The sequence below is a fragment of the Streptomyces sp. NBC_00637 genome, assembly GCF_045161545.1.
Classification (GTDB): Bacteria; Actinomycetota; Actinomycetes; order Streptomycetales; family Streptomycetaceae; genus Streptomyces.
The window spans coordinates 871,112-883,273 of the sequence record NZ_CP109046.1; the positions used below are offsets into that span (position 1 = coordinate 871,112).

Here is a 12,162-nt window from a genome sequence, read left to right on the forward strand (position 1 = left end):
CGCGCACCCTACTCAAGCGGGAAGGACAGCCCCCGTTCGGCCTCGGGGCGCGGCCCGTGGAACCGCCGGTCCGCCTCCTCGATCGGCCGATCGTCGATGCTCGCCTCACGGCGCGTCATCAGCCCGCGCTCGTCGAACTCCCACAGTTCGTTGCCGTAGCTGCGCCACCACTGCCCGGCCGCGTCGCGCGACTCGTACTGGAAGCGGACGGCGACCCGATGGCCGTCATGGGCCCAGAGGTCCTTGCGGAGCGCGTACTCGTGCTCGCGGGCCCACTTGGCGGTGAGGAATTCGACGATCGCGGCACGGCCGGTGAGGAAGGTGTCGCGGTTGCGCCAGACCGAGTCCTCGGAGTAGGCGAGGGCGACCTTGTGCGGGTCACGGGTGTTCCAGGCGTCCTCGGCGGCCTGGACCTTCCGCGCCGCGGTCTCCCGGGTGAAGGGCGGCAGGGGTGGACGGGCGTCCGACATGGCGTCTCCTGACTCCTGAGCCGACGAGAACGATCGTTCTCCGGTGTGGCTGCTAACGTAGAGAACGCACGTTCTCCCGTCAAGCAACCCGAAGACCGGTGGTGGCCCATGGACAGCGCGACAGCCCGCGAGCAGGCGCTCGACGCCGCGGAGAAGCTGTTCTACGGGCGCGGCGTGCAGTCCGTCGGGATGGACGACCTCCGGGGCGCCTCGGGAGTGTCGCTCAAGCGCCTCTACCAGCTCTTCCCCGCCAAGGAACACCTGGTGGAGGCGTACCTGGAGCGGCGCGACGTGCGCTGGCGCGGGCTGCTCGCGGAGTCCGTCGCCCGGCAAGAGGACCCCCGGGCGCGGATCCTGGCCGTGTTCGACTGGCTGGCGGAGTGGTTCGACGAGCCGGATTTCCGCGGCTGCGCCTGGATCAACGCGTACGGCGAACTGGGCGCGACCTCGGAGCGGGTGGCGGGCCGGGTACGGGCGCACAAGCGGGCCTTCCGCGCGTACCTCGGCGCTCTCGTGGCCGACGCGGGGCTGCCCGACGCCCTCACCGGGCCGCTGTTCCTGCTCGCGGAGGGCGCGATGGTGACCGCCGGCATCGACGGCGGCGCCACCGCGGCGACGGAGGCACGCGAGGCGGCGCGGCGACTGATGGGCTGAGCCTCTTCGCAGGACCTCCGAGGTCAGGGCCGGACCCGGCGGGGCGGCCTGGCGGAGCGGCCCGACCCCGGGACCCCCCGTCGCCGCCCCGGCCGCCCCGGCCGCCCCGGCCGTCTCCGCCCGGCGGACCCGCGGACCGGGATCACAGACCCGCGAACGTCAGGGCGGTCGCCGTGACGGAGCGGGCGACCGTGGCGGCGAACCGTGTGCTGTGGTCCTGGTCGAGGAGCGTGTCTCCCTGGGTGTGGTACTGCCGGGTGCCCGTGCCCGGCCCGCCGTCGGAGGCGAAGATGTCCTCGGACACGGCGACCGCCGCCCAACCCCGCTCGTGGAAGCTCGCGTGGTCGCTGCGCCCGATCGCGGGATCGTCGGGACCGGTGAGCTGCTGGACCGTCACCCCGGTCTCGATGGCCGGGACGGCGTCCGCGACGAGAGCGCCCAGCGCGTCGGAGGCGTCCACGACCGGGCCCGGCACCGAGGAACCGGCGTGGATCTCCACGGTCGGTGTGCTGCCCTGCCGGTGGCCCGCGATCATGTCCATCTGGAAGACGCCCGCGATCCGCTCTCCCGCCGCGGCGGCGGCCCTGGCGTAGAACTTGCTTCCGACCAGGCCCTGTTCCTCGGCGTTGAAGAGCACGAAGCGCACATTCCGGGTGGGGTTCCCGCCGTCCGCCAGCAGCGCGTGCAGGCACTCGGCGGCGGCCATCACGGCGGCGGTTCCGCTCCCGTCGTCGTCGGCGCCGGGAGCGGGGTCCACGGCGGGGTCGTAGGGGCGGGGATCGCCGTCCGCGTCGACGAACTCGCCGCCGGAAGCGGTGGAATCCAGATGTGCGGTGATGAGCACCGTGGATTGCGCCCCGTCGGCGCGGTGCTCGGCCTCCACGTTGAACAACTCGTGCCCCCGCCACCGGAAGCGGTGCAGCCGCACCCTCAGACCGAGGTCCCGGAAACGGTCCGCGAGCGCCTCGACGACCCGGGGATTGTCCTCGGCGGACGCGTCCCGGCTGCGCACCAGCAGCCCCTCGCCGTCTCTCAACGGCTCGACACCGGAGAGGCGCGCGACATGGCCGCGCAGCACCTCCGGGGTCACGGCCGCGCGCACCGCCGCGATCGTCTCCGGTGACGGGTGGCCGTCCGTCGCCGCGCCCGCGGCGGGATCCGGTCCGGCGCCGCCCTCCGCCGGGCCGGCCGCGAGTCCTGCCGCCCGTCCCTCACCCAGGCGGGAGAGCAACGCCGGGTCCGGCAGCAGCCGTTCGGTGTGACCGGGCTTCGCACCCGGCAGGTGCACGTCCTCCACCGGCACCCCGGCGGGCACCGCGAGGTACACGCCGCCCGGCGCGGACCCCAGGGGAAGGAGTGGCGGGGCGGCGGCCGCGGCGAGTTTGTCGGCGACGAGGCCGAAAGCGGCCGTGGCGCGCGTCGTCGCCCCGTCCCGGGTGTCCACGGTGCCGCGGCCGGGGGCGAGCGGACGGTCGTCGCGGATCAGGAAGGCCGCCGTGTCCTGCACCGGTCCCCGCGGGTCGACCGTGAACCCGGCCTGTTCGAGGACCGCGGTGCCACGCATGGTCGCCATGGCCAGTACGAGCCGCGTGGACGCGACATGGACGGGGACGACCTCGGTCAGGTTCGCGACGCCCTCCAGCGCGGACAGCCCCGTGCCCTCGGGCAGCCCGATCCTCGCCCAGAGGACGGGCCGGTTCTCCACGGCGGCGGCGGTGAACACGGGGTGGGCCGCCGTACGCATCCCGGCTTCCCCGGCGAACGCGCGCTCCTGGGCGTTCTCGCCCACGAAGACGCACTCGTCGGCCACCGCGGCAGGTGTCGTCGCATCCGCCGTGCTGGCGACCGCCCGGTCGAAGATCTCCCGGCTGTCCTTGGCACCCCAGTGCACGAGGGTGCCGTCCGTGAACCGGCCGGGGAAGGCGCCCCGCAGGGCCGACGCGGCCCGCTGCACCTCGGCGGCGCTCGGGCCCGGGTTGGAGATGATGCCCTTGCGTACGTCGCCGAGGGCGTCGAGCACGGCGAATACACGCGGTCGGGGCACGAACGTCAGCGAGCCGTCGGCCTCGAAACGGGTATCCGCCAAGGTCGCCCCGATATCGAAGAAGAGCACGGGCATGGTGTGCCTCCGCGAGGTGAACCGGCCCCGGATCGCCTGCCGGCGAGGTGGAGCGGGTGCCGCGCGGATGAAGGGCCCCGGGGCCGACGGCCCCGCGCCGTCTCCCCCCGGCGACGCACGCCGCTCCGGGAAGAGACCCGCCCCTTCCATCGTCCGCCCCGGCTCGCCTTCCCGCATCCCAGGATGTACACGAATGCCGTTCGACGCAGGACAGTTGAAGGGGTTACGGGCTACGGCTTCGGGCTTCGGGCTTCGAGGTGCGGGCGCGCGGTCGGGGCGATGTCACCGACGACCGGCGGGCCTCACCGGGACGTCCCGGACACCTTGATCGCGCCGACCGGGCAGGCCCGCGCGGCCTCCCGGACCATCGGGTCACCGCCGCCGCCCTCCCGGCCGGCCAGGAGGGTGCTGAAGCCGTCGTCGTCCTGGGTGAAGACGCCCGGGGCGGCGAGGGCGCACTGGCCGGCGCCGATACAGACGTCCGTGTCGATGTGAATGTCCGTCACGGATGCCCCCCTACCAGGTCACGGGGAGGTCCAGCATCCCCTGGATGGTGTCGCCGGGCTTCCACCGGACCTCGTCGGCGGGCACGGCCAACCGCAGGCCCGGGAGCCTCTCCAGGAGGGCGCCCAGGGCGATCTCCAGCTCCGCGCGGGCCAGGTTCTGGCCAAGGCACTGGTGGATACCGAAGCCGAACGCCACGTGGTGGCGGGCGGAGCGGTGCCAGTCGAGGGTGTCCGGTTCGGGATAGACGCTCTCGTCGCGGTTGATGACCGAGGTCGCGAAGACCACGCCCTCCCCCGCCCGGATCGTCGTCCCCGCCACCTCGATGTCCTCGGTGGCCTGCCGCAGCAGCCCGTCCGCGATGGAGAGCATCCGCATCAGCTCCTCCACGGCCGCCGGCAGCCGCGCCGGGTCGGCGCGCAGCTCGGCCAGCCGCTCGGGGTGGCGGAGCAGGGTGTAGGTGCCCAGCGAGATCATGTCGGCGGTCGTCTCGTGGCCCGCGACCAGCAGGATCATGGCCAGGGAGATCGCCTCCTCCCGGTCCACCGTGCCGTCGCGCACCTGCTCGTGGACCAGGGCGTCGAGGACGCCGTCGCCGGACGGCGCCGCCAGTTTCCGGTCGATCAGTGCGCCGAGGTAGGCGGCCAGCCGGTCGCGTGCCGCACTCACCTCCGCCGGCACCCGGCTGCGCAGCAGCCGTCGTGACTGCTCCTCGAAGAACTCGTGGTCCGCGTACGGGACGCCGAGCAGGGCGCAGATCACCGTGGACGGCACGGGCAGGGCGAAGGCGTTCACGAGTTCCGCGGGCGGCCCCTGCGCGAGCATCGCGTCGATGCGCTCGTCGACGATCCGCCGGATGGCCGGTCGCAGGGCGGTGGCGCGTTTCAGGGTGAAGCTCGCGACCAGAAGCCGGCGCTGCGCGTGGTGCTCGGGGTCGTCGACGTTGAGGAGGGCCGAGCGGCGGTCGCGCAGCGCCACCAGGCGGGGCGAGGTGGCCGGGTAGCCGGGGCGGGTGCGGTCGGTCGACAGCCGGGAGTCGGCGAGCAGGGCGCGGGCCGCCTCGTGCCCGGTGACCAGCCAGGCGACCCGGCCGTCGTAGAGGGTGACGCGGGCCAGCGGGCGCGAGTCGCGCAGGGGGTCGTAGGCGGCGGGCGGCCGGTAGGGGCAGGTGCGGTCCTGGGGGAAGGCGACGGGATCGGGTTCTCGCCGCACCTCCGCGGCGTCGGCCGAATGCGCCGGGTGGATGGCGTCCGTCGTGTCCGTCGTATCCGTGGTGTCCGTGGTGTCCGTCATGGGTGCCTCGCAGACGAAGAGTGCGTCCTGCCGATCTCCATTAGATGCCCCGGGCATCTATGAGGTGACGCACAGTTCGGCCAGATCGACCAATGGGGCGATCCGGCCGGAATCACTCGCTCCGAAGCGGCACTCTTGGGACGGCGACGGGAAAACCGGTTGCCGCGGCCCCGCCTTCAGCCGCAGGATCCGGCCATGTCCACCTTCGACGCCCCCGTGCCGCTGACGTCCGCCACCGCTCCGACGGTGTGCGGCCGACAGCAGCCCGGCCGTCCCCGGAGGCCCGATACCGCGCGACCGTGACGGCCGCGCTCGTCGCGGGCATGGTCGCGGGCTACGGCATCGCCGTACCCGTCGGCGCGGTCGCGACCTACCTCGTCTCCCTCACCGCCCGCACCTCCCTGCGCACCGGCGTGTGCGCCGCGCTCGGCGTCGCCCTCGCGGACGGCGTCTACGCCCTGGTCGCCACCGCCGGGGGCGCCGCCGTCGCCGCCGTGCTGCGTCCGGTACTGACACCGCTGCGCTGGGCTTCGGCGCTGGTCCTGCTGGCGCTGGCGGCACGCGGCGCGGTGACGGCCGTACGCCGGTACCGGGCCCGGCGGCTCGGCACCCGGTCCGTGCCCCCACCGCCGAGTCCGGCCCGGGCCTGTCTGAGCCTGTTCGGCATCACCCTCCTCAACCCGACGACCGTCGTCTACTTCGCCGCTCTCGTTCTCGGCAACGGCACCACCGAGCCCGTACGGCCCGTGGAACAAGCCGTGTTCGTGCTCGCCGCCTTCCTTGCGTCCGCGAGCTGGCAGGTGTCGCTCGCCGGCGGCGGCGCGCTGCTGGGCCGCGCACTGACCGGCCACCGCGGGCGGCTGGCGACGGCGTTCGTGTCGAGCGGGGTGATGACGGTGCTGGCGCTGCGGATGGTGATCTAGTCGGCCTCCAGGCGGATGAATCTCGCGACCACCGGTGTTGAAGGGGGTTGCGAGTCGGACGTACGTGACGCGAGCGACGCGGCGCGATGACGAAGGGGACGGATGCCATGCCTCTCGAAGGCGAGTACGAAGCCAGCCCGACGCAGTGGGTGCGCGAACAGGTGGAGCGGTACGAGCGCTCCGGCGGCACCGAGGGGACGACACTGCTGGATACGGGACTGCCCGTCATCCTGCTGACGACCCGGGGCGCGAAGAGCGGAAAGCTCCGCAAGACGCCGCTGATGCGGGTGGAGCACGACGGCCGCTACGCCCTGGTCGCCTCTCTGGGCGGGGCGCCGAAGCACCCCGTCTGGTACTTCAACGTCAAGGCCGATGCGCGGGTGGAGCTCCAGGACGGGCCGCTCAAGCAGGACATGACGGCCCGTGAGGTCACCGGCGCGGAGAAGGCCGAGTGGTGGGAGCGCGCCGTCGCCGCGTTCCCGACGTATGCCGACTACCAGAAGAAGACGGACCGGGAGATCCCGGTGTTCGTGGTGGAACCCTCCGCCGGCAGCTGAGACGGCGCCCTCGGCCCGGGTGCGGAGGGGGTCTCTCCGGGGAGCGATCGAGTGACCTTCGAGGGTTCCTCGATCGTGTCGTAGAAAAATCTGTCGAGAAGAGGCATGACGGTGCTCCCCCCGGGCACCCGACTGTCAGGCCCCGCCGCGCTCCCCCGTCGCGGCGGGGCTTTCTGCTGCCTCGCGCGCGCCGCGGTCGGTCACGTCGAGGAAGATCTGGTCCGCCTGGGGCACCGTCGCCGCGATCGAGCGCTTGATGCGCACGGCGATCTCCTCCACCCGCTCGCTGTCCAGTCCGGGCATGAGGTCGATCCGGGCGGCCACCAGCGCCGCGTCGAGGCCCATCTTCATCGTGAACAGCGCTTCCACGCTGTCGATCTCGGGCTGGGCGTCGAGCAGCGCGCGGATCCGCGTCCCGGTCTCCGGGTCGGCGGCCTCGCCGATGAGCTGGTCACGCGCCTCGCGTCCGAGCCGGTAGGCGACGTAGACGAGCAGCGCGCCGATCGCCAGCGAGGCGGAGGCCTCCCACACGACCTGCCCGGTCACCATGTGCAGGAACATGCCGATCGCGGCCAGGGTCACGCCGAGCACGGCGGTGCCGTCCTCGGCGACGACCGTGCGCAGGGCCGGGTCGCGCAGGCCCGCGAGGCCACCGCCCTGCTTGCGTACCTGGTGCAGGGCCCGCAGCAGCGAGACCCCCTCGGCGAGGAAGGAGACGCCGAGCACGATCAGGCCGGCCACATAGCCGCTGAGCTCCTCGTCGGCGCCCGACCGGAGTGCCTCGACGCCCTGGAAGAAGGAGAAGCAGCCGCCCATGACGAAGATCCCCACGGCGGCCAGCAGCGACCAGAAGAAGCGTTCCTTGCCGTAGCCGAAGGGGTGCCGCGCGTCGGCCGGGCGTCGGCTGCGGCGCAGTGCGGCGAGGAGGAAGACCTCGTTCAGGCTGTCGGCGACGGAGTGCGCGGCCTCCGACAGCAGTGCGGGCGAGCCCGCGAAGAGACCGCCCAGCGCTTTGGCCACGGCGATCACGAGGTTGGCGGCGAGCGCCACCAGGACGGTGACGCGGGTCTTGCGGTCGGCGTTCGATTCGGTGGTCGGTTCGGTGCGGCGCTCTGAGGATGTCCCTGTCACCTTCGCCGACTGCCCCGGCCGGTCGCGCTCATACCGTGCCGTCGGCGGAAATCGGGGAACGCGTTCAGCAGGACGTACACGGGAACAGGACACGCACGAGACGGGCGACGTCAGCGGGAGGAACCATGAGCGGCGGGGGCGACGGCAACAGCGCGTACGGCCACAAGGCGTTCCACCGGTCCAAGAGCCACTTCACCGACCGGATCACCGCGGACGGCCGGGACGGCTGGCCGGTGGCGGAGGGCCGCTACCGGCTGGTGGTCAGCCGCGCCTGCCCGTGGGCGAGCCGGGCGGTGATCTCCCGGCGCCTGCTGGGTCTGGAGGACGCGCTGTCGATGGCGATCGCCGACCCGATCCAGGACGACCGCAGCTGGCGCTTCACCCTCGACCCGGACGGCCGTGACCCGGTCCTCGGCATCCGCCGTCTCGGCGAGGCGTACGAGCGACGGGAGCGCGGTCACGGGGGCGGTATCAGCGTGCCGGCGATCGTGGACGTGCCCAGCGGCGAGCTGGTGACGAACGACTACCAGCAGCTCACCCTGGACCTCGCCACCGAGTGGACGGCCCTGCACCGCCCCGGCGCCCCCGACCTCTATCCCGACCGGCTGCGCGACGAGATCGACACGGTCATGGCCGAGGTGTACGAGGACGTCAACAACGGGGTGTACCGGGCGGGTTTCGCCAGTGAGCAGGACGAGTACGAGGAGGCCTGCGCGGGTGTGTTCCGGCGGCTGGAGCTGCTGACGTCCCGACTGGCCCGGCAGCGCTACCTGGTGGGTGACGCGATCACCGAGGCGGACATCCGGCTGTTCACCACACTGGTGCGTTTCGACGCCGTCTATCACGGTCACTTCAAGTGCAACCGCTGGAAGGTGACGGAGAATCCGGTTCTGTGGGCGTATGCGCGGGATCTCTTCCAGACACCCGGCTTCGGCGACACCGTCGACTTCGATCACATCAAGCGGCACTACTACCAGGTGCACACCGGCATCAACCCGACCCGGATCGTCCCCCTCGGCCCGGACCCGGCCGGCTGGCTCTCCCCCCACCACCGTGAGGAGCTCGGCGGCCGCCCCTTCGGCACCGGGACACCGCCGGGTCCGGTCCGCGCCGACGAAGAGGTTCCGGCGCGGGGACGCCCCTGAGAGCCCCATCCACGCAACACCGGAAGAAGGAGTGAGACACACGTGGCCAAGAAGAAGAAGCTCCCCCTTGCCTACAAGCCCGTCGGATTCGTGCTCGGCTGGGCGAGCGGCGCCCTGGCGGGAGCCGCGTTCCGCAAGGCGTGGAAGGCCATCCGACACGAGGACAACGCTCCGGACGCTCTGGACCGGGACCGCGGCTGGGGCGAGATCCTGCTGGCCGCGGCGGTGCAGGGCGCCATCTTCGCGGCGGTCCGCAGCGCCGCGGACCGCACCGGGGCCAAGGCGATCGAGCGGTCGACGGGGGTGTGGCCGGCCCAGGACAAGGGTGGCCGCGACTGAGCGGCCCGACCGGGATCGACCGCGGCCGGTGATGAGCCGGGGCGCCCCCTGGGGCTCCCGCCGGGCCGCCGCCGGTACCGCGACGGCCCGGCCCTCCCCGGAACCATCCGGGCGGGGCCGGGCCGCTCCCGTGTCCGGCCTCAGCCCTGCTTCGGTGCCGTGGAGGGTTCGAGGCGGATGGTGAAGGAGTGACCGGACGGGTCGGAGTAGCCGCGCTCCTCGTGCGGGCCGGGGGCACCCTTGGTCTCCAGGGGGCGGCCCCCCAGGCCCACGACCCGGCGTTCCACCTCGTCGAGGTCGTCGACGAGGAAGTCCAGGTGGGCCTGAAACGAGTTCTCGGGGCGGGGCCAGCTCGGTGGGGTCGCGTTCACGTCCCGCCGAAACGCCAGCCGGGTCCCGTCGCCGCCCCTGATCTCCACCCGGTTGGCGGACGCGATGATCTCCTCGGCGTCCAGCAGCCCCTTGTAGAACTCGGCGAGCTTCTCGGGCTCGGCACAGTCGAGCACCACGACGCCCGCTTTCACCAATGCCATGTCGTCGTCTCCTCCGCGAGATCCGGACCGGGGCGGGCGAGTCCCGCCCCCCGAACCTTGCGGATACCCCGGTTTCAGTCGGCCACCAGCCACGTGCCGTCCCGCATCAGCTCCCGTCCCCGGATCTCACCGGCAGTCCGCCAGGCCTGGATCCGGCGGGGCAGGACGCGGAAGTACAGGTAGGGCGCGGCCAGTTCGCGCGGATCGAAACCGGTCTTGCCCGCGAAGATCTCGGCGTCCTCCTCCGGCAGTTCGACGGGCGGCACGGCCGTGGCGGTGCCCTCGATCATCACGACGTCCTGGGTCGGCCCGACGGCGACGCGGGCGACTCCGGTGGCGAGCAGGTTGCGTCCGGTGGGACTCGTGGCGGGTGTGGCGAAGAGCAGGGTCGCGCCGTCCCAGACGAAGGACAGGGGAACCAGGTAGGGCGCCGCGCCGCCCTCGGCGGCCGTGGCGACCCAGGCGTCGACGTCGTGTTCCAGCCGGTGGAGGGTGTCGAGTCTGCGCTGCTTCGCGGGGCGTGGGGCTGCTGGCGTCATGGTTTCAGTGTGGCCGTCGCCGCCCGATTCGCACCAAGAGTTCCGCGCCGGGATCACGCGTGCCGCCGAAGACCTGGACTTCCTGGACAGGTGTCCCGTTATAGTGGACACCTGTCCAAGAAACTGAGGGAGACCATGGAGATCCTGGCGAACGTGCTGGTCGCGCTGGTGGCCGCGCTGCATCTCTACATACTGGTGATGGAGATGTTCCTGTGGCAGAGGAAGCCGGGGATGTCCTTCCACGGCCTGGACGCGGAGATGGCACGACGGACCGCCGCGCTGGCCGCCAACCAGGGCCTCTACAACGGCTTCCTCGCGGCGGGCCTGGTGTGGGGGCTGATCGCGGCCGACCCGACCGGATTCCGCGCGCAGGTGTTCTTCCTGTCCTGCGTCATCGTCGCCGGCGTATACGGCGCGGCCACGGCGAACCGCCGGATCCTGGTCGCGCAGGCCCTGCCCGGCGCGCTCGCCCTGGCCGCCGTCCTGATCGCGCGGTGAGCCGCGGCGAGCCCGAGGACCCGCGCGCCGCCCGCACCAGGGCGAGGCTGCGTTCGGCGCTGCTCGAGGAATGCGCCGAACGGCCCCTGGAGGAGGTCGGCGTCGCCGCCCTGGTGCGGCGGGCCGGGGTCGGCCGGGCCACCTTCTACGTGCACTATCCCGACCTGGAGGCACTCGCGGTCGACGCCTGCGCGGACGTCGTGCGCGAGGCCGTGGAGGCGCTGCACGCCTGGCAGGGGCGACCGGACCCGGTACGGGCGCCGGCCGCGCTGCCCGAGTTCTTCGGATCGCTGACACCGCACGCCGCGCTGTACCGCACCCTGCTCGCGCCGGGCGGCGGCGGGCCGCTCGGCCGCGTCCTGCACCGGGATCTGCGGGCCTACAGCCTGCGGGAACGGGAGCGGGCGGGCGCGGCCGACGCGCCCCTGGTCGCCTCGGCCGTCGCCGCCACCTTCGCGGGGGTGCTGGCGGACTGGCTGCACGGCGATCTCGGGGGCACCCCGCACGAGATCGCCGACCAGGTGTGGCAGCTGCTGGTCGCCCTGCACGCGAGCCGCTGACCGGCGGTCACATGCACGCCACCGTGGTCTTCGCCAGGGGCCACGCCTCGACGCCGCCGGAGGTGCGGACGTACGCCGTCGAGGCGTCGTCCGTCAGCCACAACCGGCGTTCGCCGTGGCGGTACCCGGTGTCGTGGGCGTCGGCGGGCATCTCGGCGTCACCGTCGTACGGCGAGGTCAGCAGGTTCTCCTCGATCACACCGTCGGGGTCGCGGACGTACTGCCGTCGGTCCTCGCCGCGGCCCATCACCAGGAAGTGCGCCGACTGCCAGTCGCAGTGCTCGGCGCCGGGGTAGCTGCTCACCGTCGTGGTCGCGACCCGCTTCCCGTGCCGGTCGGTCCAGATCTCCGGGTCACCGGAGCCGGTGACGCTCGCGGGGAGTTCGGCCGGATCACAGGAGGCGTGGGTCTCCGGACCCCAGCCCGGCCGGTCCTCCTGGTCCCGGGCGACGACGACCGCGACCTTCGTCCGGCCGGTCACGTCGTACGAGTACAGCACCCGGTCCCCCGACGCGCGTTCCACCCGGAAGCCGGAGCGCGGGCCCGTCGGCTCGAACAGGTCGAACCAGAGCCGCAGTCCCTCCTCCGGGGTGTCACCGCCGTCGCTCTCGCTCCAGCCGTCCGGGCCGCCGCCCCAGGAGATCTCCCCGTCGCACTCCAGCGCCCGGCCCGCGGCGCCCGACACGCTGCGCAGGGCCTCCGGTGTGCTCGCGTCCAGGTCCTTCGTGGCGATGTCCAGCGGGCCGGCGTACGGCGTCGCCGGGGGCGTGCCCTCGACCACCACGTCCTTCCCGTCCACCCCGGCACCGCATCCCACGGCCGCCAGTCCCACCAGCAGTCCCCACACCACGACTCGTCCGCGCATACCCGTCCCCGCCCCGTTCCCGCCGCCATCCG

General features: G+C 72.9%; 15 protein-coding genes. 7 read left to right on the forward strand and 8 right to left on the reverse strand.

Annotated elements, in window-relative coordinates; all coding sequences use genetic code 11:
• Positions 1-8: 8 nt before the first annotated feature.
• The gene (locus OG440_RS03695) at positions 9-470 is read right to left on the reverse strand and encodes a DUF1348 family protein (RefSeq protein WP_406005366.1); all 462 of its coding nucleotides are present in this window, start codon (positions 468-470) and stop codon (positions 9-11) included.
• A gap of 108 nt (positions 471-578) precedes the next feature.
• Between OG440_RS03695 and OG440_RS03700 the strand changes: the two genes are divergently transcribed.
• Positions 579-1,124, forward strand: a complete 546-nt coding sequence (locus OG440_RS03700) for a TetR/AcrR family transcriptional regulator (RefSeq protein WP_406005367.1) — start codon at positions 579-581, stop codon at positions 1,122-1,124.
• A 142-nt stretch (positions 1,125-1,266) separates the two neighbouring features.
• Here the strand turns inward: OG440_RS03700 and OG440_RS03705 are convergent, their stop codons facing one another.
• The 3 genes from OG440_RS03705 to OG440_RS03715 form a co-directional block, all read right to left on the reverse strand.
• Positions 1,267-3,243, reverse strand: coding sequence for a M20/M25/M40 family metallo-hydrolase (locus OG440_RS03705; RefSeq protein ID WP_406005368.1), 1,977 nt, complete (start codon positions 3,241-3,243; stop codon positions 1,267-1,269).
• A 302-nt stretch (positions 3,244-3,545) separates the two neighbouring features.
• On the reverse strand, positions 3,546-3,749 hold the full coding sequence (locus OG440_RS03710; RefSeq protein ID WP_406005369.1) for a ferredoxin: 204 nt from the start codon (positions 3,747-3,749) through the stop codon (positions 3,546-3,548).
• A 10-nt stretch (positions 3,750-3,759) separates the two neighbouring features.
• Positions 3,760-5,040, reverse strand: a complete 1,281-nt coding sequence (locus OG440_RS03715) for a cytochrome P450 (protein ID WP_406005370.1) — start codon at positions 5,038-5,040, stop codon at positions 3,760-3,762.
• A gap of 299 nt (positions 5,041-5,339) precedes the next feature.
• Here OG440_RS03715 and OG440_RS03720 point away from each other — a divergent pair, with 299 nt between their 5' ends.
• Positions 5,340-5,963 (forward strand): LysE family transporter, encoded by a 624-nt coding sequence (locus OG440_RS03720; RefSeq protein WP_406005371.1) that lies wholly within the window; start codon positions 5,340-5,342, stop codon positions 5,961-5,963.
• 107 nt (positions 5,964-6,070) lie between these two features.
• On the forward strand, positions 6,071-6,520 hold the full coding sequence (locus tag OG440_RS03725) for a nitroreductase family deazaflavin-dependent oxidoreductase (RefSeq protein ID WP_406005372.1): 450 nt from the start codon (positions 6,071-6,073) through the stop codon (positions 6,518-6,520).
• A gap of 135 nt (positions 6,521-6,655) precedes the next feature.
• On the opposite strand, the gene OG440_RS03730 is transcribed toward OG440_RS03725, so the two are convergent.
• Positions 6,656-7,651 (reverse strand): cation diffusion facilitator family transporter, encoded by a 996-nt coding sequence (locus OG440_RS03730; protein ID WP_406005373.1) that lies wholly within the window; start codon positions 7,649-7,651, stop codon positions 6,656-6,658.
• Between the two features lie 125 nt (positions 7,652-7,776).
• Between OG440_RS03730 and OG440_RS03735 the strand changes: the two genes are divergently transcribed.
• The gene (locus OG440_RS03735; protein WP_406005374.1) at positions 7,777-8,796 is read left to right on the forward strand and encodes a glutathione S-transferase family protein; all 1,020 of its coding nucleotides are present in this window, start codon (positions 7,777-7,779) and stop codon (positions 8,794-8,796) included.
• Positions 8,797-8,838: 42 nt separating this feature from the next.
• Entirely contained in the window at positions 8,839-9,135 is a 297-nt protein-coding gene (locus tag OG440_RS03740) for a DUF4235 domain-containing protein (protein ID WP_406005375.1), read from the forward strand.
• A gap of 140 nt (positions 9,136-9,275) precedes the next feature.
• Here the strand turns inward: OG440_RS03740 and OG440_RS03745 are convergent, their stop codons facing one another.
• The gene (locus tag OG440_RS03745; protein ID WP_406005376.1) at positions 9,276-9,668 is read right to left on the reverse strand and encodes a VOC family protein; all 393 of its coding nucleotides are present in this window, start codon (positions 9,666-9,668) and stop codon (positions 9,276-9,278) included.
• A 74-nt stretch (positions 9,669-9,742) separates the two neighbouring features.
• Complete coding sequence (locus OG440_RS03750; protein ID WP_406005377.1) at positions 9,743-10,207, reverse strand: pyridoxamine 5'-phosphate oxidase family protein; 465 nt, start codon at positions 10,205-10,207, stop codon at positions 9,743-9,745.
• 135 nt (positions 10,208-10,342) lie between these two features.
• Between OG440_RS03750 and OG440_RS03755 the strand changes: the two genes are divergently transcribed.
• Together OG440_RS03755 and OG440_RS03760 are read left to right on the forward strand one after the other, a co-directional pair.
• Positions 10,343-10,705, forward strand: a complete 363-nt coding sequence (locus tag OG440_RS03755) for a DUF1304 domain-containing protein (protein WP_406011246.1) — start codon at positions 10,343-10,345, stop codon at positions 10,703-10,705.
• Positions 10,702-11,265: a TetR/AcrR family transcriptional regulator gene (locus OG440_RS03760; protein ID WP_406005378.1), complete on the forward strand. Its 564-nt coding sequence runs from the start codon at positions 10,702-10,704 to the stop codon at positions 11,263-11,265. The genes OG440_RS03755 and OG440_RS03760 overlap by 4 nt, the downstream gene beginning before the upstream one ends.
• 7 nt (positions 11,266-11,272) lie before the next feature.
• On the opposite strand, the gene OG440_RS03765 is transcribed toward OG440_RS03760, so the two are convergent.
• On the reverse strand, positions 11,273-12,130 hold the full coding sequence (locus OG440_RS03765; RefSeq protein ID WP_406005379.1) for a hypothetical protein: 858 nt from the start codon (positions 12,128-12,130) through the stop codon (positions 11,273-11,275).
• Between the last annotated feature and the right edge of the window lie 32 nt (positions 12,131-12,162).

Coding starts and splice junctions, on each gene's coding strand:
- OG440_RS03765 (WP_406005379.1), bottom strand. CDS start 12,130: ATGCGCGGACGAGTCGTGGTGTGGGGACTGCTGGTGGGACTGGCGGCC.
- OG440_RS03695 (WP_406005366.1), bottom strand. CDS start 470: ATGTCGGACGCCCGTCCACCCCTGCCGCCCTTCACCCGGGAGACCGCG.
- OG440_RS03755 (WP_406011246.1), top strand. CDS start 10,343: ATGGAGATCCTGGCGAACGTGCTGGTCGCGCTGGTGGCCGCGCTGCAT.
- OG440_RS03745 (WP_406005376.1), bottom strand. CDS start 9,668: ATGGCATTGGTGAAAGCGGGCGTCGTGGTGCTCGACTGTGCCGAGCCC.
- OG440_RS03725 (WP_406005372.1), top strand. CDS start 6,071: ATGCCTCTCGAAGGCGAGTACGAAGCCAGCCCGACGCAGTGGGTGCGC.
- OG440_RS03735 (WP_406005374.1), top strand. CDS start 7,777: ATGAGCGGCGGGGGCGACGGCAACAGCGCGTACGGCCACAAGGCGTTC.
- OG440_RS03750 (WP_406005377.1), bottom strand. CDS start 10,207: ATGACGCCAGCAGCCCCACGCCCCGCGAAGCAGCGCAGACTCGACACC.
- OG440_RS03705 (WP_406005368.1), bottom strand. CDS start 3,243: ATGCCCGTGCTCTTCTTCGATATCGGGGCGACCTTGGCGGATACCCGT.
- OG440_RS03700 (WP_406005367.1), top strand. CDS start 579: ATGGACAGCGCGACAGCCCGCGAGCAGGCGCTCGACGCCGCGGAGAAG.
- OG440_RS03715 (WP_406005370.1), bottom strand. CDS start 5,040: ATGACGGACACCACGGACACCACGGATACGACGGACACGACGGACGCC.